Here is a 19,134-nt window from a genome sequence, read left to right as displayed (position 1 = left end):
GAGATCAACGCGCGGCTGTCGTGCGTGTGTTGCCGGCCAGGATCCATTCGCGCACCCGGTTGGAGTCGCCCATGGGACCGAGTTTGCCGTCGGAACCCAGGAAGACCATGTAGAAGTGCCGATTGTCGATGCGCGCCCGCATGACCAGACAGCGGCCGGCCTCGTTGATGAAGCCGGTCTTGCTGACCTCGACCGTCCATTCCGGGCTACGGACCAGCGGATTGGTATTGCGATATTGCAGCGGAGTGCCGTCCGAGAAGGGACGCAGTGTCATCTCACTGCGCGAGGTCGTCTCACGGATCAGCGGATAATTGGCGGCGGCGCGCACCATCTTGACCAGATCCTCGGCCGTGGAGCGGTTGCGCGGATCGAGTCCGGAGGAGTCGACGAACTGGGTGTTGTGCATCCCGAGCGCGCGTGCCTTACGGTTCATGGCCTGGATGAAGGCGGGTGTGCCGCCTCTGAAGGTGGTGCGCCCGAGCGCATGGGCGGCACGATTGTCCGAGGACATGATGGCGACCATGATCATCTCGCGGCGCGGCAGGACGGTGTCATTGATGCGCAGGCGCGAGCGGCTGTTTTTCAGCCGGTCCCGGTCGTCCTCGACGATGCGGATCGGCGTCTGGAGCGAGACGCCGGTGTCCAGCACCACCATGGCCGTCATCAACTTGGTGACGGAGGCGATGGGGCGGACCGCACGCGCGTTCTTGGAGTAGAGGACATTGCCGCGTTCGTCCACGATCATCGCGCTGGCCGAGTGCAGATTCAGGGCCGCGCGGTTGAGTCCGCTCCACTCGCTCGAACGCTCGTTCAGTCGCCGGCCGTCTTGGGTGCCTTCGATGTTGCGCCAGTCGTAGCCCGATGGATTGACGGGCGCCGAGGCATTGACATAGGGCTTGGGCGGCGTGGGAGTCTGGGTCGAGCGATCCTGGCGTGACTGATTGTTGGCGCAGGCGCCGCTGGTCAGGACGATGGGACCGGAGAACAGCAGCACGAACAGCAGGCGTGTCAGGCGGGCGGCGCCTGATCGCCGTCGTTGATCGGGTCGGGAATGGGAGACGGGGAACCTGGGCATGGCGGTGAAGTCCCTCAGGGTGGTTTGAATCAAATGGCAATTATTGCATAGGGGATTGGCGGCCGGCGCGGCCCGTGCCTTGTGACGCCGATACGCTTGGCGGAAAATGACCGCTCGAGATCGACAACACCATCATCGAGGGCGCGCACCCCATGCCGGACACACAGGGTTCCATCCACGGCCAATGGTCGTCGCGGTTCGTCTTCATCCTGGCGGCCGTCGGCTCGGCCGTCGGTCTGGGCAATATCTGGAAGTTCCCCTACATCACGGGCGAGAACGGCGGCGGCGCCTTCGTTCTGGTCTATCTGATCTGTATCGCCCTGATCGGTGTGCCGATCATGATGGCCGAGATCCTCATGGGACGGCGCGGGCGCCGGAGTCCGATCAATACCATGCGCGCCCTGGTGGCCGAAGAGAAGGCCCATCCGGCCTGGCGCTGGCTCGGTTGGCTCGGGGTGGTGACGGGATTGCTGATCCTCTCCTATTACAGCGTGATCGCCGGCTGGGCACTGGCCTATGTCTTCCGCGCCGGCGCCGGACTCTTCACCGGGGCGAATGCCGACGCCGCCTCGGCGCTGTTCAAGGACTTGTTGGGTTCGCCTGAGTCGATGCTCGCCTGGCACACCATTTTCATGGCCATGACCGGGGCGGTGGTCGCGCGCGGCGTGCGCGGCGGACTGGAGAAGGCCGTGACGGTGCTCATGCCGGCGCTCTTTGCGCTGCTGGTGGTGCTGGTGCTCTATGCGCTGTATGAAGGAGATTTCGGGCGCGGGTTCGCGTTCCTGTTCCACCCGGATATCAGCAAGGTGTTCCAGCATTGCGAGCTGCTGGAGTCCGGAGTCAAGTCGTGCCGTTTCAACGGCGAGCCGCTGTTGATCGCCTTGGGTCATGCCTTCTTCACGCTCAGCCTCGGCATGGGGGCGATCATGGTCTATGGCTCCTATATGCCGGGCAATGCCTCGATCGCGCGTGCCACCCTGACCATCGTGGTGGCCGACACCACGGCAGCGCTGCTGGCGGGTCTGGCGATCTTCCCGATCGTCTTCGCCAACGGCCTGGAACCGGCGTCCGGTCCGGGACTGGTCTTCCAGACGCTGCCGATCGCCTTCGGCGCAATGCCGGGCGGGCGTTTCTTCGGTATGCTGTTCTTCGTACTGCTGGTGTTCGCCGCCTGGACCTCGGCGATCTCACTCATCGAGCCGGCGGTGGCCTGGCTGGTCGAGAATCGGGGGATGCGGCGCGTCTCGGCGACGTTCGGGGTCGGCGTGCTGGCCTGGTTCCTGGGCATCGGCTCGGTGCTGTCCTTCAATCTCTGGTCGGGCGAGTCCTTCCAGCTGTTGGGCAAGACCTGGTTCGATCTCCTGGACTATCTGACGGCCAACATCCTCTTGCCGCTGGGTGGGCTGTTCATTGCGCTCTTCGCCGGCTGGGTGATGTCGCGATCCGCCTCGCGCGGTGAGTTGCGTCTGGGCGATGGGCTGGGATATCGCACCTGGCGGTTCCTGGTCCGCTATGTTTCGCCCGCCTTGGTCGTGATCGTTTTTTTCAACGCTATCGGATTGATTTGAACCGCGCGCGAGGTATGAGCGGATGCTGCATGACATGATCGACTGGCTGCTGGCTACGGTCGACGGCTGGGGCTATACGGGGGTGATGGTGCTGATGGCCATCGAGTCGAGCTTCATCCCCTTTCCGAGCGAGGTGGTGCTGATCCCGGCGGGGTATCTGGCGCATCAGGGGCGGATGGATCCGAGCCTGGTGCTGCCGGCCTCGATCGTCGGCTGTCTGATCGGAGCCTTCATCAATTACGGGCTGGCGCTGGCGGTGGGGCGCCCCTTCCTGGAGCGTTATGGACGCTATTTCTTCATCGCTCCGCACGTCCTGCACAAGACGGACGCCTTCTTCGCGCGCCATGGGGCCATTTCGACCTTCACCGGGCGTCTGATTCCGGGCATCCGGCAGTTGATCTCGATCCCGGCGGGGCTGGCGCGGATGCGGGTCGCGACCTTTGCTTTCTATACCGGGTTCGGAGCCGGACTCTGGTCGCTGATGCTGATCGCGCTGGGCTATTTCATCGGCGGCAACGAGGCCCTCATCCGTGAGAACCTGCCGTTGGTGACCGTCGCGGCCCTGGTCTTCGCGGGCCTGACGCTGGTGGTCTATGTGGTCTGGAATCACCGGCGTCAGGCGGCCTGAAGCCGTTGAGCCTCAGGTGGGGGGCAACCCTACGCCGCTCCCTGCAACCGAAACAACAGCAGCAAAATCGCGCTAAACTGGGTCAGCCAAAACAGGAAACTCCATTTCAATAGCGAGGCCTTAACGTTAGCAAGCTCTATCTTAAGCTCTGAGCGCACCTGTTCGGTTTGTAAACGTACTTGCTCGATTTCCTTCCGTAGCTCCGAGCGAACAAGCTCGATTTCCTTCTGCAGCCTGAGTTCGGTTTCGCTCAGGTGCGTGCGGGTGGCGAGTTCCTGAAAGTGCGGGTAACGCGATTCAAACGCCTCAAACGCTTCGGCAATGAGACGGGCCCGGGTGGTTTCATCCGGGGCAGTGCGCAGCTTGTCGTAAAGTTCAATGACGCTCATAGTTTCTCCGATTCCAGCCGATTATACTCTCCGGCAGCCGGCGTCGTCAGCGTAGGGCACGCAAGTACCCATGCGAACAGGGCAAATCGCAGGTGAAGCTTTTTTTGTGTGGGTAACCCAATAGGCGCCAAGCCTACGCCTTGCGGAATAAGGCAATCGCCAACCAAACCCAGATACCTACCCAACAGAAGGGGCGAATCCTCATTCGCCCCTCCGTTATGCGTTGCTACGGCATTCACCGCCACAGCACTACCAGCAGCCGCTCGGGGTTTTCTGGCCGATGTGGTCGACTGTAAGCGAAGTGCAGCTAGTGTCATTGGCCTGGGCGCCCTGAGCCTCGGCTTTGAGGGTAAAAGCCGTAGCCGCGGGTGTGCCGTCGAAGCTGAAAGTGTAGTAGCTGCCGAGATCGGTTCGGCATGAAGTGGTCGGCAAAGAGGCGCCTGCGTATGTCATGTTGGTCGTGTAATAGCGCTCCATCCATTGCGCCAGCTCCATCAGGCAGCCTTCGGCCGCCTTGCGCCGGGTTTTGAGCACATGGCTTTGGTAGGAAGGATAGGCGATCGAAGCCAAAATCCCCACGATCGTCACCGCGATCATCAGCTCGATGAGGGTAAAGCCTTTGTTCTGCATGATTTACTCCGTTACGATTTCCCGCCAGGAGATGCGCTCTTTGAGTGGAGAAATCCCAAGGTTGATGCGGATATCGGCAATCGTGCCTCTGGATCCTCCCACGATCAAACGATCGCCAACGATGGTAGGTTCGCTGGGCATACCTACGCCAAGATCGATGCCGCCAATGAGGTTATTGTTGAGTTTGTCGTCGCTGAAGTCGTTGTTTTTGTTAACGTCGAAGAAGCCCTGTGTAAGGCGCGCACCGGTGAAGGGGTTGATGGCGTTGACGTAGCCGTTACCGCCCGGCACGCAAGGATCGACCACGGGGATGATCGAACTGGCAATCAGCGTCGGCTGGGCAAACTTGTAGTACCTGGAAGCTGTAACGATGCGTTCCCCTGGGTGAGTAGTGAAATCCAATACCCAGCCTTTTTTGTCCGTCATGTCGTTTGCTGTGGCATCAGAGAAGGTGCGAACCTGTTTGTCGGAGAAAATGCCCTCGGCCAGAACGGAACGGGCCTGAAGATCACTGCGGCTTGTAATCTGGGCATTATCGTCAATCAGTCCATACCAGCTTTGGATTTTGGTATCGGCCGGGTCGCCGCTTCTAAAATAGCTGCCGGTGCCGAAGAAAACGAAGCGCTTGCCGTAGTTCGGATCACCAGAGACCTGGTTTAGCACAGAAGTGATCTGCGCCGTAATCGGCTGGCGGTTGTTGGAAGGGTCTTTGGCAACGAAGAACGGCTTGGGGGTCGATCCTGACATAAAGGCCGACTTCCATTGGTTGGGATTGCTGTGGCTGACGTCGAATTTCCACACGTTTCCTTTCAGGTCACCGGCGTAGATGACATCGACATCGTTGTCGCCATCCACATCCACCACCCCCGGGGTTGCCAAACCATTATCACCGGCGACGCCGGTGTCGATCTTTGTGATCAGGCTCCCTGTGGCTAGGTTAAAGATATACAGCACCGCCTTGCCGGTATTGGAGTTATAGCCATTTCCCACGACCACCGCAAACGAACCATTGTTCATCTTGGCCAGTACCGGCCGACCCAGCATATAGCCCAAATCGTTATCGCTGGGATTGAAGTACTGCCACAGGAAGTTGCTTGCTGAGAACGTAGTGGGGTTGGTAACGTCGAGGGCAAACAAGCCCTTGCCGCCGTGGCCCAAAGTAGCAACGAGATAGTTTTTCCCGGGCGTTTGATCCAGGTTCGACACAGCGATGTCGCCATCCACGTAATAGGCATGGGTGTAACTGGGTTGGGTCAGGTCTTTCAGTTTGGGAATCACTGCGCTGGGAATGTAGGCGAAAAGCTCCTTACCCGTCGTTGCATCAAAAGCATGCAGCATGCCGTCGTTGGCACCCACATACACGGTGTTGGTGTCTTTGACGTAATAGGGCGAGGAGTGGACGATGTCGCCCAAGACGTTATCGATTGCGCGGTTGCGAAACCCTCCACCATTTTGCAACTCCTTGCTGCGCTCGCCGCGCAGATAGTCGACGACATCCGCATTGCCCAGTGTAGTTTGATCGGCGGCAATCAAAGAGGACCACTGGAAGAGCACGGTGGAACCAGTGGAGCCAGTGATGAAAATCTTACGATCCCCCAGCGCAGGAATCTGCGCGGAAGCCTTCCAACTGGGCGTTGCGCCGACTCCAGAAGTAGTGATCGGATACGCGAGCAGATCGCCGGACCAGTTGGCGGTATTGAATATGGACTGAAAAACCTGCGTCGTCGATGTAATAGAAGTACTGTTAGAGGTAACATTCCCTGCGCTCGCGCTGCGCTCGATGATATTTTCAAAGGCGCGTTTGAGCGACTCTTTCAACTTAAGGGGATTTTGAACCAGAAAATAGGTATCCGGCACGCCATTGCCATCAGCATCCCATTCATAGGAAGGGTCCGGAAGGTTGTTGCCGTTTTTATCGACAAATCCTCCCCATTTGGCTGCGTACCACAAAGGATCCTTGAGTAAGGTAGCGCCGGCCGCCCCGGGGGTAAAGGTACGCGAGCTGGTCAATGGCAAAGCGCCTGGAACATTGGGGGTATCCAACACATAGTCAATGTCCTTATCTTCAGCCGTATCCTTATCACGCACATCAAGATAAACCCCATCCGCCGTGGTGCCTGAAATCACATAGCCCATGTGTTGAATGATGCTCCCAGCGGCATAGGTTGAATTTAGATCGACTTGGACTTTCCCTGTTGCATCGAGCGTGATGGTATATTCAACAATAGCATCCATGTCGTGGTCAGCGCCCTGTTCGACATCCTCATAGTTGATTCGGAATTTGGCATACGGACGACCGCCATTGACAGTGGAATCGTACGGGGCTCCAGGCAGGTTGTAGATAGAGTCGACATAAAAATCAACAATTTGGTTGGTTGGTTGAAACCCAGTATATGGGCTTCCATCCTGACCTACCGACTTTGCAAATGGCACTAAAGTGACCATTTTCCCTCCACCAACGGGAAATTCAATTCTGGGCAAAGGGGAAGCGAGCGCCACATAGAATGAATCGACGGTCTGATTGCCCGTGGCAGTGTTGAGGTCGTTAGTCTTGCCATAATAGGCCACCGCTGCGCTGTAATAGCTGCCCTGTTTGGTCGGTTCTTCCGGGGCAAGCCCGCGAATCTTGGCTAACGAGGTTACGTCCTTTGCCGTAGGTGCCGTGTCATAATCTGTGCCCGATTGACCGATAAAGTGCAGCCCGGTCACTCCAGGTTCATGGGCGGTAATGGTGTCAGCTAAAGCCGTGACGTTCATCCCCGACACGTCGCCTGAAAAGCTGCCGAAAGAACTGCCTGGAAGCTGGTCGGAGTCAAACGAAGGGTTGATGTCGCTGACAACCAACATGTTCGCTTTGGCGCACCAAGGGGCCTGGGCGGCACTCGTTGCGCTGTAGGGATTATCCCATGTGGCCACAGGAAGACCTACATGCTCATCGTGGGAACCGCTGGTCGCAAAGGCAGACGTTGCACTTCCTTTGCCGGCAAAATAGCGCAATCCTTCGTACATCATTTCGGCGATGGGGTTGCCCCAATCGACAAACTGCCCCTCACTCATGGGGCCATTAGTTTTCCAGCCGGAACGGTAGGCTTTATCGGTTCTTCCATTATTGAAATCGCGAATGCGCAAGCTGTCGAATGAGCGCACGATGCCATTGACGTTGGTAAATTGACCCGTGCTGGGATTGACTTCGTCTTTGAACGAAGCGACCACTTTGCGTAGCACGCCGCCCGACATGTTTTTGTTGTAACTGCCCGTCAACAAGCCGAATAGCATGGCGTCGTTTTCGCCGTAGTCGTGCAATAGGCCAATCGGCTTGTACGTGCCGTTTGGACCGTTTGGATATTGTTTGCAGCCGTCGTGAAAGTTTGCGGTACACACTTCGACCCGAACGGTGTAATCGGTACGCGTGCCGCCATGGGTATTATCCAGCACCGGCCGCTCCTTGGATGCCCACTCCCACACCCGCTTAGAGCTGTTGGTGACAACCGACAACAACGGCGGCAAGCCACTACAATTGCTTAACGTGTCGCAGTTGGTCCCGGCGTTGGCCGTGAGATTGCCGAAGAAGTGCCGCTTGCCGGATGCGGGTTGCGCCAGGGGGGTGTAATCGCTGATTTTGTAACCATCCACTGCTTCGCTGGTATATTCCTTGGCCCAGGAGTGGGCGTCTTGCGGGATGTAGGCGCGGCGTAGGATGGTCTGCGTGGCGGTGTCCTCATCCCGGTAGCCACCATAAAGCACCTTGCGCAGCGCATCGATGCGGCTGGTGGTGACGTAGTTCAACCAGTTGCCAGACCACTTACCCGGACATTTGCCATTGGTGGCATAGGAATCGGGCGAAAAAAGCCCCGTAGTGTCACTTGCGTTATTATGGGTGTAACAAAGGTTGGGGTCGAACAAGCCGTAATAGGTGATACTGGGTTTAAAGCGAATATCCAAAACCCCGTCGCCATTGATGTCGCTGGCGTCGTTGTAGGCTTCGTAAAACAGCTTGTGATCCTTACCCGCTGTAATCATGGTCATGGGCTTGGCAGAGGTGGCTACCCCCAAAGGTATGTTAGGCAATGTCAGGGCAGCATGAACCGGCACCAAGCTCAGCAGCATTCCATTGATTGCCCATGCTAGGTGAATCAATAATCTTGATTTCAACATAACAAACTCCTTCAATCCGTCGCATAAATTGACTGTAACACCACCGTTGCGCGGCCGTTGCCTAGATTTGGATCGCTGCGCGCGGTGATGCGGTAACGCTTGCAGTTATTGGGATCGGAGCTGCCGCCATCAGTACAGGGGAAAGTGCCGCCCAAGTACTCGACGAAATACTGCGGCGTACCGGCCAGGCTGCTCACCGAGGATGCGTTGATCCAACCGGTAAAGCTGGAATCTTGCCACCTGGGCAGGCAATCCTTGTCTGGCGTGGGGCACAAGCCACTCGTGCAGTTGTCGATCGCGCCTGTTGGACAGGTATCGTCGGCATCGGTGTAGGTGGGAAAGCCGTTGTTGGGTGGAATGGTTTTAGATTTGACTTCGGCCACGGCCTCGCCTACCCGCAAGGCGTATTCTGCCGCCTGAAACACAAGGCTGCGGTCGTAGCTGTTGCCGGCCATTTTTTCCTCTAAAGCTACGCTTTTGATGCCTGCTACACCCAGCAGGGTAACAAGCAGCAACAGTATCAGAGAGACAATCAAGGCGGTGCCGGTTTGGGAATTGGCTTTCATCAGTTCCTCCGCGAGAAACCCCGTCCTTCAGGGCGGGGTAGTTGACGGCATGCGGTTCCTCAAGCTAACCACGGTGTACCAATTGCGACTGATGGCCTGGGTATTGGTACCTACCCGTTCCAGGGTCTGGAAGGTGAATATCAGTCTTGCGGCAACGACGTTTTTCCAATCGGTGACGGCCGCGGCAGCATCATATTGGGATGCAAGCGTGCCGCTGGCGTCGCGCGTCAGATATTCGATTTGTAGGTCGCTGATGCCTTCGGCGAGCTCTTCACTGGTAACCCCTGCCGTGCCACTTGTGTTTTGCAGAATGAGACGATACAACGACCTTCCCCCAGGATCGCTGCATGCGGCTCTGCCGTTACAGCCGATGTACCAAGCGTGGGCAGTGAGCTTGCTGATGAAGCCACCGTTTTCGAAAGCATGGGCAGGGGGTTCGGGGTTAGGTGGTGAGCCGCAGCCTGCTGGTACCGGAAAACCCAGGTATTTGCTGCAATTGCCGGGAGAGACCGTATTGCCGGTGTTGTGGACGATGGTGACATTGCTGCTGTTGGCATTGGTTACCTGAAAAATAGCTGCCTGCTTGGAGTCGCAGACCATCAGGATGTCGCCGTCTTTGAATCCATGGGCGGTAGTATTGACTTTAAACTGGGCAGAAGGCGGGTTATGGTCCGTGATGTATACCCCATCCTCCAGAGTACCGCTCCAAATGATCACAGCATCGGTTCCCGGCGCGCGGTTGGCGGCAACATTGCTACCGGTGTCAAATGCTTTAGGAAAGGTGTTGTCGTTATTTTCGTAACCGCGGATACCATCGCCCCAGTTGGACCACCAGTTGCTGGAGGCCCCGTTGAGCACGTTGGCGACCGGCAAATTGCTGTTACAGGCGATGGCGCCGGCTTCGCGCAGGTCGCGGGCCATGACTTCGAAAGCGTAGCGGGCGCTTTCCTGCATGCGGGCCAGATTTTCGTTCTGCCGGTACACCTGTTTGTTGGAGAGAAACAGGCCAATCACACCGGCTACGACCAAAAGCCCCAGTACCAGGCTGATCATGAGTTCGATGAGGGTGAAACCACGTTGATATCGTAGCGGTTGAATCTTCATAGTCGGCTTGTGATCTCGATGGTTTGCGCACTGGACCCGCCGGCACGGCTGTCGTCCCAAAATACCTTGACGGTGCAATTAGCACTGGCATCGCAAGCGATCAGGCCGCACGTTGTAGGAGCATCGCCTAGGTTTTCCTTAAGCGCCGCAAACCAGTGAGCTTGATCGTGAGTAACTAAGTCACTTTCGGTGGGCGCGTCACATACTGGGGCATCAGGAGTGCCGGGTGTGCCAAGGTTGTAACTGCCTGCGCCGGCGACAGCTTTGTTGGCGCGCATGGCGTCCATCATGAAATAGGCCAGCATCACTGCCTGACTGCGTTGCAAGGCGCTATGGTTGGTTTTTACGGCATTGGCTTGCAGCCCCGCCAGCCCAAGCAAGCCTAAAGCCAAAACCAACACGGCGACGAGGACTTCGATTAGGGTGAATCCGCTTTGTCTGTTCATATTTTGTTTGTTCATGGAGAAATAAAACAGCTCGAAATATCGCCCGCATCGTTTTCAGGAATCTGGTTGCCGTTGCTGTCCTTGCCCAGCCTGGGGCGCAGGCGCGTGATGACGATCGCCTTGGCGCCTTGGGTTTGATTGTTGTAACAAAGGGCGAAGGTACCCAAATTATTGGCGGCCCCGTCCGGGCCGTAACGCAGGTAATTGTTAAAATTGTTGTTGGGTCTTAAGGTGTACCCGGCCGGCAAAGCTTGCCAGACGCGCAGGATTTCATCACCTGAACTCCACTTGTTGTTTTTGTCCTTATCCAGAAAAGCCATCCAGCCCGTCTCCCACTTGTTGCCGCCTTCGGTACAGGCAGTGAAGGTAGTGGTCTTGCACAAGATGATGCCTTGCCCGCGTTTGATCGCCTCGGAGCGGGCATAATTGAGCGCGGCCATGAATTCATTCGCCGCGCTGGTCAGGCGGTTGCTTTGGATCATGCTCTGAAAGCTGGGTATGCCCATACTCAAAATAATGACGGCGACCGCCAATGTCACCATCAATTCAATCAGGGTCAAGCCGCGCTGTTTGCCTGGCTTACAGGCCGGCATTGGCCTGCGCCACACGGGGGCGGCCAGTTGCGCTAGGGTGAAAAAAGGCAAATAGGACATGACGCTGAACCTTTTGGAAGCTTTTGGTTTTCCGTCGCTTGGGTGTGCCGGCTAAGGATAGTCCTTGGCGTCGGCATCGACCACCGGATGGACTTTCAGCCAGGTCCACCGCTTGCCGGCACCGTTGCGCGATAGGGCACGTGGAAGACTTGCTTCAAAACCAACAACATCTGAATCGCCCAGTCCGAGTAGCGCCAAGGCGCACCCCGCTTGCCCGTTGGTTCCGGCGTCCAGTGCTGTTCGATCGCTTCTTGGTCGAACCAGAACGTGATGTCACCACGCGCCACCAGGGCGCGGTCATACGCCGGCCAGTTGGTGATCCGGTACGTGGCCTTCGGTGAGGCGGCCGCTTCGCTCGTCTGGGCGGTGGTTGACATGTCTGGGCGCCTGTTTCAGGGGGGCATAATCGTCAGTTTAGCGGGTCTCGGCGGGTTTATGCACCAACGCCACTTCCCCACTGAAATCATCCACATGCAAATCCTCGAATATTAGCAAAGCTTGATGCGTTCGCCCTGGGATGGTTACTGACAGATTTTTCCGTTTCCCCAGGGGGAGCCGAGCATAAAGGAAACGGCGTCCCATGCAGCCCATTTGGTCGGATCGTCAAATTCAAGTGCTAGAGGTGGAGTCGTGACATTAAGATCGATAATTGGTCCGACGATGCCGATTAACGACCACAATCCCTGCGTTAGATCATCGAACTTCATGTAGGAACGCAGTGTAGAGTCAGAGATTTTGCCTGTTCCGAGATTTTCATCTTTCGACAAATAAATATGATCGATATCGCCAAAGCGAATATCTGCAGGTTCGGCAAGTGGCCGCATGGCGAGTGGAGCCGTGCCTACAGCGGGGCGGGTGATTACCCATATCTTGGGGTCGCATGCCTGGTATTCGGTTGCATTAATTTCGCACATTTCAGGATAGTCGGCATCTGTATCAGATGTATCATTAGGATCGGTCTTAGGAGTGGCTGTGGTTTTTAAGCCGAGGGCTTGCGGATTGTAAAAGAAGAAATACACATCGGTGACAGTCGATGTTTCGGTGCCGTCTTTTTTATTGATTGTGCGTTTACCTGCGTCGTAGGTCAGTTGGAACGAGAGTACATCGCGCTTCCATTCATCAGTACAGGGTGTGAGAGCTGTCGTCGATGGTTTTGTCTTGTCTTTCAGCGATGCCTCCGCATCGCTGCCCTTCGGCAGGCTAACGGCGACCTTCATCGAATAGGCATAGGGCTTAACGGTTTTGGTGGTCGTTTGAGCATAACCAATCGACCAGGAAAGCGCTAAGCAGCAGGCGAGCGATGAAACAGTAAAAAACTTGGTCATGATGGGACTCCAAATGTAGGAACCTTGTCGTAGAACTCGCCATTGGATCGGCGCAGCGGCAGATGCGGAAGAGGGCGATCCTGTGTGCAGGACGGCTTGCTCGCTTGTCGCATTGTTGACCTTTAACGGCCAGACGCTTTCAAGTTTGAGGGAAAAATTGCGGCAAGTCTGTGACCCGGTTCGAGTAATCCGAGTCGGATGTGGAGGTCGTCGGTCCCGATCGGCAGTTTTAGGGCACGGATGCTCCCAAAAGTGCGCCTGAACGCCGCCTATCATGCCAGGTGCGGTTTAGGCTATGCTTCGCGCCGCCTCTATTTGCGGAGAATCAGTATGGATCAACACCCATCGTCCGACCGCGCCCAAGGTTGGCGCCCCAGCACCTGGATCGCCGCCATCGAGCGCCGCATTCCGCCGGTGCTCATCGAGAACCTGCGCCGCCTCGGTCTGAGACGCGGCATTCCGGTCTTCGTCCTGGTCTGGCTGCTTCTGCTGCTGGCCGTCGACGCGATCTATCCGATCGATGTTCGCGGATGGTTCATCTCCGCGCTCCTGATCCTGTTCTATCTGCTGCCGACCTGGCTGGCGTTCGACCAGGGCCACCGCCGGCGCGTGCTCATCAGTGTGCTCAACGTCCTGCTCGGCTGGACGATCATCGGTTGGATCGGCTTGCTGCTCTGGTCGATGACCCGGAGTCATCGCGATACCCAGGCACTTCACGAATCGGAGACCGGCGCGCTCGGCACGGACGCCTAGCGGCCGGATATTCAGGCGGGAGATCCATGGCGCCGGAAGGCCGGGGCCATGGATCGACGTCTCAGGTCCGGAGACGGCGGCGGGAAGCGCTCAATCCTCGCTGCGCTGATAGGCATCCATCATCTGCTTCTGGATGTTGCCCGGCACCGGGTCGTAGTGGCTCAGCTCGATGCCGTAGGTACCCTCGCCGCCGGTGAGCGACTTGAGCCGCGCGTCATAGCCCTCCAGCTCGGCCAGCGGCACCTCGCCCTCGATGACCACGCGCCCGCGACTCTTGGACTCGCTGCCGTTGATGCGTCCGCGCCGGCTCGACAGATCCCCGGCCAGATCGCCCATGGCGCTGTCCTGGGCCGTGATACGGATCTTGACGATCGGCTCCAGGATCACCGGCTGGGCCTTGAGCACGGCATCGATGAACGCCTTGCGTCCGGCGGTGGCGAAGGCGATGTCCTTGGAGTCGACCGGGTGGTACTTGCCGTCGTAGACCGTGACCCGGATGTCCTGGAGCGGATAACCGGCAACGACGCCTTCCTCCAGCACCTGACGCACGCCCTTTTCGATCGAGGGGATGAAGTTGCCCGGAATGGCCCCGCCGACCACGGCATCGACGAACTCGAATCCGGTCCCGCGCGCCTTGGGTTCGACCCGCAGATAGACCTCACCGAACTGGCCGGCACCACCGGTCTGCTTCTTGTGCCGATGATGCCCCTCGGCCTGGCCCATGATGGTTTCGCGATAGGGGATGCTCGGCGGACGGGTCTCGACGTCGATATGGAACTGCTCGGTCAGCCGTCGCAGCACCACCTTGAGATGGGCCTCGCCGAGTCCGCGCACCACGGTCTCGTTGGCGCCGGCGTTGTGCTCGATGTGGAAGCAGGGGTCTTCCGAGCGCAGCTTGTTGAGCGCATCGGTGAGCTTCTGCTCGTCGCCGCGCTTGCTGGTGTTGATCGCCAGTCCGAACAGCGGGATCGGGCATTCCATCGTGGTCAGATGGAAATGGTCTTCGTCGTGCGAATCGTGCAGCACGGCGTCGAAATGGATGTCGTCGACCCGGGTGACGGCCAGGATGTCGCCCGGTACGCCCTCGTCGACCTCGATCAGATCATTGCCGTGCACGCGATAGAGATGATTGACCTTGAACGGCTTGCGCGCGTCGCCGACGAAGAGCTGACTCGCGGGCGTGATCCGTCCCTGATGGACGCGGAAGATGCCGATCTTGCCGCGATAGGGGTCGTTGAGGATCTTGAATACATGGGCCACGGCATGCAGCGCCGGATCCGGACTGACGCGCACCGGCTCCATGGCCGCGCCCTCGCCCTTGAGGAAGGGCGGCGGGTTGCCCTCGGCCGGATTCGGCATCAGGCGCGCCATGATCTCCAGCAGCTCAGGGATGCCGGCGCCGGTCTGGGCCGAGACATAGCAGATGGGCATCAGATGCGCCTCGCGCAGCGCCGCCTCGAAGGGGGCGTGGAGCTGCTCGGGCTGGAGTTCCTGGCCCTGCTCCAGATAGAGCGCCATGAGATCCTCGTCGACCTCGACCACCTGGTCGATGATCCGGCTGTGCGCCTCCTCGACCGAGGAGAAGTCCGTGGGGCCGCCGCTGGGCTGGAAGAAGCAGTCGACGACGCGCTTGCCGCCGTCGGCCGGCAGGTTGATCGGCAGACACTCTGGGCCGAAGGTCTCGCGGATCTGTTCGGTCACCTGGGCGAGATCGACGTGCTCGGCATCGATCTGGTTGACGATGATCAGCCGGCACAGATGACGGTTGTCGGCGGCCTTCATCAGGCGCGTGGTCATGGACTCGATCCCGGCCTGGGCATTGATGACCAGGGCGGCGGTCTCGACCGCCGGCAGCACCGAGAGACTGCGCCCGAGGAAATCGGGATAACCGGGGGTGTCGATCAGGTTGATGTGCTTGCCGCTGGTGGTGAAGCTGGTGATGGCGGCGTCGAGCGAGTGCTGCAACTCCTTTTCCATGGGGTCGAAGTCGCAGACCGTGGTGCCCTTGGTCACGTTGCCGGGCACGTTGATGACGCCGGTGGCCGCGAGCAGCGCCTCCACCAGGGTGGTCTTTCCGGAGCCGGCATGACCGACCAGGGCGATGTTGCGGACGTCCTCGGCATTGTAGTCAGACATCTTGGATCCCGTCGTGGCGCTTGAGTGGAAATCGGGGCGCTTGAGCGAGCACGCGCCCAGGGGCGTTCTTCCGAACGAATCGAAATTATACTTTGACATCCTCCCCGCCCTAAAGGACGGGGATTCCCAGGGTACGGCTCCCCGGCCGGGCGGTCCTCGCGAACCGCCTTTCCTGCTTCAATGCGGGATGACGCGTAGATCGGCTCAACCACCGCCGTTCCGCCGTCAGCGCCCGCTCCACAGGCTTTACGTCCCGGACGTCCTCCGGTAGTCCCAACTCACTCATGCACCCGCAGGGCGTCCGCGCCCTGGAGGATGGCCTGGCCTGCCGCCAGGATGTTGCGCGCCGCATTCAGATCGCGGTCATGGCGCGTGCCGCACGCCGAACAGGTCCAGTGGCGGTCGCTCAGGCGCAGCGCCCGATGCAGGTGTCCGCAGCGGCAACAGCGCTGACTCGACGGATACCAGCGGTCGATCAGTACCATGGTGCGCCCGTACCATTGGGCCTTGTAGTCGATCTGACGGCGGATTTCACCGAACCCCACGTCCAGGATCGCCCGGTTGAGGCCCGCTTTCCGGCGAACCCGTTTCCCCGGCTGCTCGGCTGTTCCCTTGGCGCCGGCGGTCAGGCCCCGGACGTAGAGGTCTTCCATCGCGATCACTTGGTTCTCGCGCACGATGGTGGTAGTGGTTTTGTGCTGCCAGTCGCGGCGCACATTGGCCTGGCGCTCCATGATGCGCCCCACTTTTTTGTGGGCGTTGTGCAGGTTGTTGGAGATCGGCAGGCGCGTGCCTTTGGGCAGCGGCGCATGGGGATCTAGGCCCAGGGCCGTCTTGGCCGCCGCGACCTTACGCCGGCAGGCGCGTTGATAGCGCCGCTTGCGCTGTTCGAGCCGCTTGAGCGCCTTGGGGGGCTGAAAGCGCCGGCCGGTACTCAGCACCAGTTCCTTGACGTTGAGGTCAATACCCGTTTCCTGGGTCGTCGCCGGCAACGGCTGGACGTTCGCCTCGATCAAGAACGAGACGTAGTATTTTCCGCCCGTGGTGCGGGTGACGGTCACAGAGGACGGCGCCGCGTCTTTCGGTAACGGCCGCGACCAGCGGATGTCGAGCGGTTCGCGCTGTTTAGCCAAGGTCAGCCGCCCGTCGCGGAACGTAAAGCCATTGCGCATGTAGGAGCAGGACTGATCGCCCCGGCGCGACTTATAGGCCGGATATCCGGCCTGTTTTTTGAAGAACCGCGCGAAGGCCGCGTCCAGATGCCGCAGCGCCTGTTGTAGGATGACGCTGGAGACCTCGGCGAGCCAGGCGGTGTCCGGGGCTTGCTTCAGGACTTTCAGTTGCCCGGCGAGGTCTTTGTAGTAGAGGCGCCGGCCGTGCTGATAGAAGGCGTCGGTGCGCTGCTGAAGACCCCAGTTATAGATCCAACGCGCGCAGCCAAACGAGCGGGCCAACTGCTCGGCCTGCTCCTCCGTCGGATAGAAACGATAGCGGTAGGCGCGTTGAACGATCATGGCGCATATTATACACTAACTATAGCTTGTAAAAACACCCCTTTCGCCCTTCGGGCGAGCGCCTTATATCCCCGCCCTAAAGGGCGGGGTTTTACGGCGCACTGGATAAAAACACAGAGGTCGAGCCAAGCCGTGTGCGGTCATGTGGTCGACGCGAGTCCGGATCCGCGACATGACCCACTCTCCGCACCCGGCGCGGCTCGACCGGGAGACGACGATGTCCGAGCCGAGTAAGAGTAACCCTCAGTCCAGCGGGCAATCCTTCTGGAAGATGATCACCTTTGCCTTGCTCTTCGCCCTGATCGGCGTCTACATCCTCTACAACTGGTACGACGATCGCCTCAAGGCGCAGATCGCCGAGAAGGATGCGCTGATCGTGCAGCTCAGTGATCGTGTCAAGGAGACCGAGGCGCGACGCCTGGCCGCCGAGGAAGGCTGGAACGCCAGCCGCAGCGAGATCGATAGACTCAAGGCACAATTCCAGACCGAGAAACGCGATCTCAACGATCAGATCCGTATGCTCGAAGAGATCAAGGTCGGTCTGGGGCAGGACATGGAAGGCATCAAGGCCGCGCACGCGGCGGTGCTCGCCGACGAGCGGCGCAAGACCGCCGAGGTGGTGGCCGAGAAGGAGCGTCTCGTCGAAGCCTGTGAAGAGATCCGGGCGCAACTGGAGGCCGAGCGCGAGGAGGTGGCGAGGCTGAAGGCCGATCTGGGCCGGGTCAACGACACCATCGCCGAGGCCGCGACCAGTCATCAGAAGCGCATCGCCGAGCTGGAGCGTCATCTCAACGAGCGGGTGTCGCTCGCCCGCACCACGCCGGAGGATGCCGAGGTGCTCAGGACCATCCAGGAGCTGGGTATCCTGGGCACGCCCGAGGGCCGGACGGCCGAGGCCCAGGCGCTCGCCGACGAGCTGGCCGCCACCAAGTCGCAGTTCGAGGCGCTCTACAAGGATCATGAGGCCACACGGGCGCGCCTGGCCGAGTCCCAGACCGAGCTTCAGAAGGTGCGCATGGAGCTCGAATTGAGCCATCGCGATGCCGTGCAGGCCGATCAGGCCCGCGAGGCGCTGGAGAAGTCGGCCCGGCTCGAGGTCGAGCTGAATGCCGAGCGCGAGGCGCGCGCGGCCCTGCAACAGCAGCACGAAGAGGCCGTCGACGCGCATAAGGCCGCACTGGCCGAATGCGAGCAGCGGCTGGCCGAGCTGCAAACCGCGTTGGAGGCGGCGCGTACCGAGGCCGTTGACGAGGACCAGGAGGCGGAACGGCGCGCGGCGGCCGAGGCCCGTATCCAGGAGCTGGAATCCAGCCTGGAGACGGCACGCGCCGAGGCCGAGGACTCCCAGGCGACCCTGAACGAGGCACTGGAGCAGGCGCGTACCCGCTTGGCCGAATTGCAGCAGGCCGCCGAGGCGGCGACTCAGGACGAGAACCGGGCGCTGACCGAGGCGCAGGCACGCATCGCCTCGCTCGAGGCCGAACTGGAGCAGGCGCGCGCTCAGGACGGGAGCGATGAGGCCCTGAACGCGGCCCAGGCACGGATCGACGCGCTCGAAGCCGAGTTGGAGACGGCTCGCCGGTCGCCTCAATCCGATGCGCCTTCAGCCGACCAGAGCGAGGCCGCCGCCGAGCTGGCCCGTCTGCGAGCACTGCACACCGGTTTCGCCCAGCTCAACGGCACCTTCACCGAGCGCGGACTGCTCCTGAGTCTGGCCGAGACCGAGCTGAGCTTCCCCACAGGTCAGGCGACCCTGCCGGCCGGCGAGCTGGCGAGTCTGGATCGTATCGCCGCGCTTCTGAAGGCGCATCCCGAGCTGACCGCGCGCATCGAGGGCCATACCGACAGCCTCGGCAGTGCGGCGCTCAACCAGAGCCTGTCGCTCCAGCGCGCCGAGGCCGTGCGTCAGGCACTCGTCGAGCGCGGCGTGGACGAGGGGCGTCTGACGGCCGAGGGACTCGGGCCGGCGCGCCCGATCGCCGACAACGCGACGGCCGAGGGACGCGGCAAGAACCGTCGCGTCGAGGTCTATATCCTCGACCGTAACTGATGCCGACGGCGCGGATTCGAGCTAGAATCCGCCCGGCTCCGCCTCCCGTCTTTCCGTTACCGGCGGCCCGCCGCTCAGGCGCGAGCCGCCGGTGTTTGTGCGCCCGGATCCGGGGCCACGGATTCGCCGGCATCATCGATAC

At 59.8% G+C, this 19,134-nt stretch carries 16 protein-coding genes; 4 read left to right on the top strand and 12 right to left on the bottom strand.

Going from position 1 to position 19,134, the window contains the following annotated elements; translation table 11 throughout:
* Positions 1 to 4 precede the first annotated feature (4 nt).
* Entirely contained in the window at positions 5 to 1,075 is a 1,071-nt protein-coding gene (locus Atep_RS12320) for a serine hydrolase (RefSeq protein ID WP_213378794.1), read from the bottom strand.
* Between the two features lie 152 nt (positions 1,076 to 1,227).
* Here Atep_RS12320 and Atep_RS12315 point away from each other — a divergent pair, with 152 nt between their 5' ends.
* Both Atep_RS12315 and Atep_RS12310 read left to right on the top strand, forming a co-directional pair.
* Positions 1,228 to 2,643 carry a sodium-dependent transporter gene (locus tag Atep_RS12315; protein ID WP_213378793.1) on the top strand — a complete coding sequence of 472 codons (1,416 nt, stop codon included), beginning with the start codon at positions 1,228 to 1,230 and terminating at the stop codon, positions 2,641 to 2,643.
* Between the two features lie 22 nt (positions 2,644 to 2,665).
* Positions 2,666 to 3,271: a DedA family protein gene (locus Atep_RS12310; RefSeq protein WP_213378792.1), complete on the top strand. Its 606-nt coding sequence runs from the start codon at positions 2,666 to 2,668 to the stop codon at positions 3,269 to 3,271.
* A gap of 29 nt (positions 3,272 to 3,300) precedes the next feature.
* Here the strand turns inward: Atep_RS12310 and Atep_RS12305 are convergent, their stop codons facing one another.
* From Atep_RS12305 to Atep_RS12265, 9 genes are all read right to left on the bottom strand, one after another.
* Positions 3,301 to 3,660: a DUF1640 domain-containing protein gene (locus tag Atep_RS12305; RefSeq protein ID WP_213378791.1), complete on the bottom strand. Its 360-nt coding sequence runs from the start codon at positions 3,658 to 3,660 to the stop codon at positions 3,301 to 3,303.
* Between the two features lie 249 nt (positions 3,661 to 3,909).
* Positions 3,910 to 4,290, bottom strand: a complete 381-nt coding sequence (locus Atep_RS12300; RefSeq protein ID WP_272876289.1) for a type IV pilin protein — start codon at positions 4,288 to 4,290, stop codon at positions 3,910 to 3,912.
* 3 nt (positions 4,291 to 4,293) lie between these two features.
* Positions 4,294 to 8,445 (bottom strand): pilus assembly protein, encoded by a 4,152-nt coding sequence (locus Atep_RS12295; RefSeq protein ID WP_213378790.1) that lies wholly within the window; start codon positions 8,443 to 8,445, stop codon positions 4,294 to 4,296.
* Positions 8,446 to 8,456: 11 nt separating this feature from the next.
* Positions 8,457 to 9,011: a pilus assembly PilX family protein gene (locus Atep_RS12290; protein WP_213378789.1), complete on the bottom strand. Its 555-nt coding sequence runs from the start codon at positions 9,009 to 9,011 to the stop codon at positions 8,457 to 8,459.
* A gap of 27 nt (positions 9,012 to 9,038) precedes the next feature.
* Complete coding sequence (locus tag Atep_RS12285) at positions 9,039 to 10,115, bottom strand: prepilin-type N-terminal cleavage/methylation domain-containing protein (RefSeq protein ID WP_213378788.1); 1,077 nt, start codon at positions 10,113 to 10,115, stop codon at positions 9,039 to 9,041.
* Positions 10,112 to 10,576, bottom strand: a complete 465-nt coding sequence (gene pilV, locus Atep_RS12280; RefSeq protein WP_213378787.1) for a type IV pilus modification protein PilV — start codon at positions 10,574 to 10,576, stop codon at positions 10,112 to 10,114. Before pilV ends, Atep_RS12285 begins: the two co-directional genes overlap by 4 nt.
* Positions 10,573 to 11,214: a GspH/FimT family pseudopilin gene (locus Atep_RS12275; RefSeq protein WP_213378786.1), complete on the bottom strand. Its 642-nt coding sequence runs from the start codon at positions 11,212 to 11,214 to the stop codon at positions 10,573 to 10,575. The genes pilV and Atep_RS12275 overlap by 4 nt, the downstream gene beginning before the upstream one ends.
* Positions 11,215 to 11,309: 95 nt before the next feature.
* Positions 11,310 to 11,591 carry a transposase gene (locus Atep_RS12270; protein WP_213378785.1) on the bottom strand — a complete coding sequence of 94 codons (282 nt, stop codon included), beginning with the start codon at positions 11,589 to 11,591 and terminating at the stop codon, positions 11,310 to 11,312.
* Between the two features lie 144 nt (positions 11,592 to 11,735).
* A complete protein-coding gene (locus Atep_RS12265; protein WP_213378784.1) occupies positions 11,736 to 12,539 on the bottom strand; it encodes a hypothetical protein in 804 nt (267 codons plus the stop codon).
* 330 nt (positions 12,540 to 12,869) lie between these two features.
* Between Atep_RS12265 and Atep_RS12260 the strand changes: the two genes are divergently transcribed.
* Positions 12,870 to 13,292 (top strand): superinfection immunity protein, encoded by a 423-nt coding sequence (locus tag Atep_RS12260; RefSeq protein WP_213378783.1) that lies wholly within the window; start codon positions 12,870 to 12,872, stop codon positions 13,290 to 13,292.
* Between the two features lie 90 nt (positions 13,293 to 13,382).
* Here the strand turns inward: Atep_RS12260 and fusA are convergent, their stop codons facing one another.
* Positions 13,383 to 15,428, bottom strand: a complete 2,046-nt coding sequence (gene fusA, locus Atep_RS12255; protein WP_213378782.1) for an elongation factor G — start codon at positions 15,426 to 15,428, stop codon at positions 13,383 to 13,385.
* 278 nt (positions 15,429 to 15,706) lie between these two features.
* Positions 15,707 to 16,942 (bottom strand): RNA-guided endonuclease InsQ/TnpB family protein, encoded by a 1,236-nt coding sequence (locus Atep_RS12250; RefSeq protein ID WP_236786194.1) that lies wholly within the window; start codon positions 16,940 to 16,942, stop codon positions 15,707 to 15,709.
* Positions 16,943 to 17,114: 172 nt separating this feature from the next.
* Between Atep_RS12250 and Atep_RS12245 the strand changes: the two genes are divergently transcribed.
* Positions 17,115 to 18,992 carry an OmpA family protein gene (locus Atep_RS12245; protein WP_213378781.1) on the top strand — a complete coding sequence of 626 codons (1,878 nt, stop codon included), beginning with the start codon at positions 17,115 to 17,117 and terminating at the stop codon, positions 18,990 to 18,992.
* Positions 18,993 to 19,134: the final 142 nt, after the last annotated feature.

The organism is Allochromatium tepidum, from assembly GCF_018409545.1.
Taxonomy (GTDB): domain Bacteria; phylum Pseudomonadota; class Gammaproteobacteria; order Chromatiales; family Chromatiaceae; genus Thermochromatium; species Thermochromatium tepidum_A.
The sequence above is the reverse complement of the archived record's forward strand: the minus strand, read 5'-3'. Positions and strand labels throughout refer to the sequence as shown.

Bases quoted from the DNA above. Each gene is read 5' to 3' on its own strand.
- Atep_RS12245 (WP_213378781.1), top strand. From the start codon at position 17,115: ATGACCCACTCTCCGCACCCGGCGCGGCTCGACCGGGAGACGACGATG.
- Atep_RS12300 (WP_272876289.1), bottom strand. From the start codon at position 4,290: ATGCAGAACAAAGGCTTTACCCTCATCGAGCTGATGATCGCGGTGACG.
- Atep_RS12265 (WP_213378784.1), bottom strand. From the start codon at position 12,539: ATGACCAAGTTTTTTACTGTTTCATCGCTCGCCTGCTGCTTAGCGCTT.
- Atep_RS12290 (WP_213378789.1), bottom strand. From the start codon at position 9,011: ATGAAAGCCAATTCCCAAACCGGCACCGCCTTGATTGTCTCTCTGATA.
- Atep_RS12275 (WP_213378786.1), bottom strand. From the start codon at position 11,214: ATGTCCTATTTGCCTTTTTTCACCCTAGCGCAACTGGCCGCCCCCGTG.
- Atep_RS12285 (WP_213378788.1), bottom strand. From the start codon at position 10,115: ATGAAGATTCAACCGCTACGATATCAACGTGGTTTCACCCTCATCGAA.
- Atep_RS12320 (WP_213378794.1), bottom strand. From the start codon at position 1,075: ATGCCCAGGTTCCCCGTCTCCCATTCCCGACCCGATCAACGACGGCGA.
- Atep_RS12315 (WP_213378793.1), top strand. From the start codon at position 1,228: ATGCCGGACACACAGGGTTCCATCCACGGCCAATGGTCGTCGCGGTTC.
- fusA (WP_213378782.1), bottom strand. From the start codon at position 15,428: ATGTCTGACTACAATGCCGAGGACGTCCGCAACATCGCCCTGGTCGGT.
- Atep_RS12250 (WP_236786194.1), bottom strand. From the start codon at position 16,942: ATGATCGTTCAACGCGCCTACCGCTATCGTTTCTATCCGACGGAGGAG.
- Atep_RS12310 (WP_213378792.1), top strand. From the start codon at position 2,666: ATGCTGCATGACATGATCGACTGGCTGCTGGCTACGGTCGACGGCTGG.
- pilV (WP_213378787.1), bottom strand. From the start codon at position 10,576: ATGAACAAACAAAATATGAACAGACAAAGCGGATTCACCCTAATCGAA.
- Atep_RS12305 (WP_213378791.1), bottom strand. From the start codon at position 3,660: ATGAGCGTCATTGAACTTTACGACAAGCTGCGCACTGCCCCGGATGAA.
- Atep_RS12295 (WP_213378790.1), bottom strand. From the start codon at position 8,445: ATGTTGAAATCAAGATTATTGATTCACCTAGCATGGGCAATCAATGGA.
- Atep_RS12260 (WP_213378783.1), top strand. From the start codon at position 12,870: ATGGATCAACACCCATCGTCCGACCGCGCCCAAGGTTGGCGCCCCAGC.
- Atep_RS12270 (WP_213378785.1), bottom strand. From the start codon at position 11,591: ATGTCAACCACCGCCCAGACGAGCGAAGCGGCCGCCTCACCGAAGGCC.